The 1,334-nt window shown below is 54.1% G+C and carries 1 protein-coding gene; it reads right to left on the reverse strand.

The genetic code is table 11. The features are described 5' to 3' along the window. Window positions 1-1,304: IS4 family transposase (locus KJQ12_RS11070; RefSeq protein WP_213484720.1), on the reverse strand; the 1,304-nt coding region annotated here is incomplete at its 3' end. Window positions 1,305-1,334 lie beyond the last annotated feature (30 nt).

The following is a 1,334-nucleotide window of genomic DNA, read 5'->3' on the forward strand; positions in this document are numbered from 1 at the left end:
GCAATCCATTGCTGGAGTTGACGTTGAATCAGAGCCGAAAGCTTTTTTCCTGCTTTCGTTGCGATTTCGTTGATCAGATCGAGCAGTTGCTGCAAGGCGATCGCCCAGTCCAACGTGCCAACTTCGTCGCACAACACATAAAACAAGCCGCCGAACGAGCGAGCATCCGTACTTTGCCGGTGCTGCCATGCCAGCAGAATATAGCGGGAAAACACAATGGTCGTATGGCTAATCAGCAAATCATAGGAGCGACCTTGAAACTCTTTCTGCAAACGAAGCAGCGACTTGGTGCACTTGAAGAAGACCTCGATGTCCCAGCGGATCCCGTAAATGCGGATCACGTCCTCCACGGAGAGGGAAAGATCCGTTGACAGTACCGCGAGCCATTCATTCTTCTTCGTACGATGACGGACGAATACCACGCGAACCGGTATGCCGGGGGCAAGCTCGGTTTGAATCGAACGGAGGATGCCCCGTTTCTTACGCTGCACCGGAGGCGCTGCCGCATATAGTTCTTTGAGCGACAGCTTCCGGCCTTGAACAAGGAAACGCTTATTGTCGTTCTTGACCATGCCGATCACGTCGAGCCCGCGAGAAACGATTTCGCCAATGAGGGGCGCGTGCGTGAACCAACTGTCCATCAAGACGTAGGAGGCCGTGGCTCCAGCGGCAAGCGCGCGATCCAACATCGATACGATTACCTGCGGAGCCGGCAGGAGTGCTTCTTGACGTCGCTTATAGCCGTTCGTCCGTTTGTCGATCTTCTCGCTCATGCCGTTAATGGCAGATTTGCTGGAACTGAGCAGTGTGAAGTCCAGCGGCAGAAACGTATGGCCGTCGGACCATCCCATGGTGAGCATGCGAAAGCCCTTATAATAAGCGCCGGTGGCATGATCTTTGAATCTGGCCAGCAACTCGACGGCTTTGCTGCGGTTGCGCTCGAACATGGAGTCGTCGACGATGAAGACGGTGTCCCGATTGGACGACGTAAGCACGTTCACCTTCTGCACCGTCGCGACGCTGAGCGACGTCAGAAAACGACGCCAGGCAAAGCCTGCATGGTTGAGGAAACGATAGACGGCATCCTTGCCGGGAAATGCGTCGCCCTTGCTGCTCTCGAGCAGTCGGAACCAATTCTTCTGGTGAAACAGCAGAACGAAGACGAGTTGGAACAGCCGCGCACAGCTAAAGCCGAATCGCTTACGGAACCCGGCTTGCTGAAGATGTTTCAGCACTTTCAGTTCTTGAAAAGCAGGCTTTAATTCGTTTGGCAGTTGATTCAGGTCGGGCTGATGGTCTATCATGATGGAAGACACCTCTTCTGTCTGGTAGTG

It is taken from the genome of Thermobacillus xylanilyticus, assembly GCF_907165215.1.
Lineage (GTDB): Bacteria > Bacillota > Bacilli > Paenibacillales > Paenibacillaceae > Thermobacillus > Thermobacillus xylanilyticus.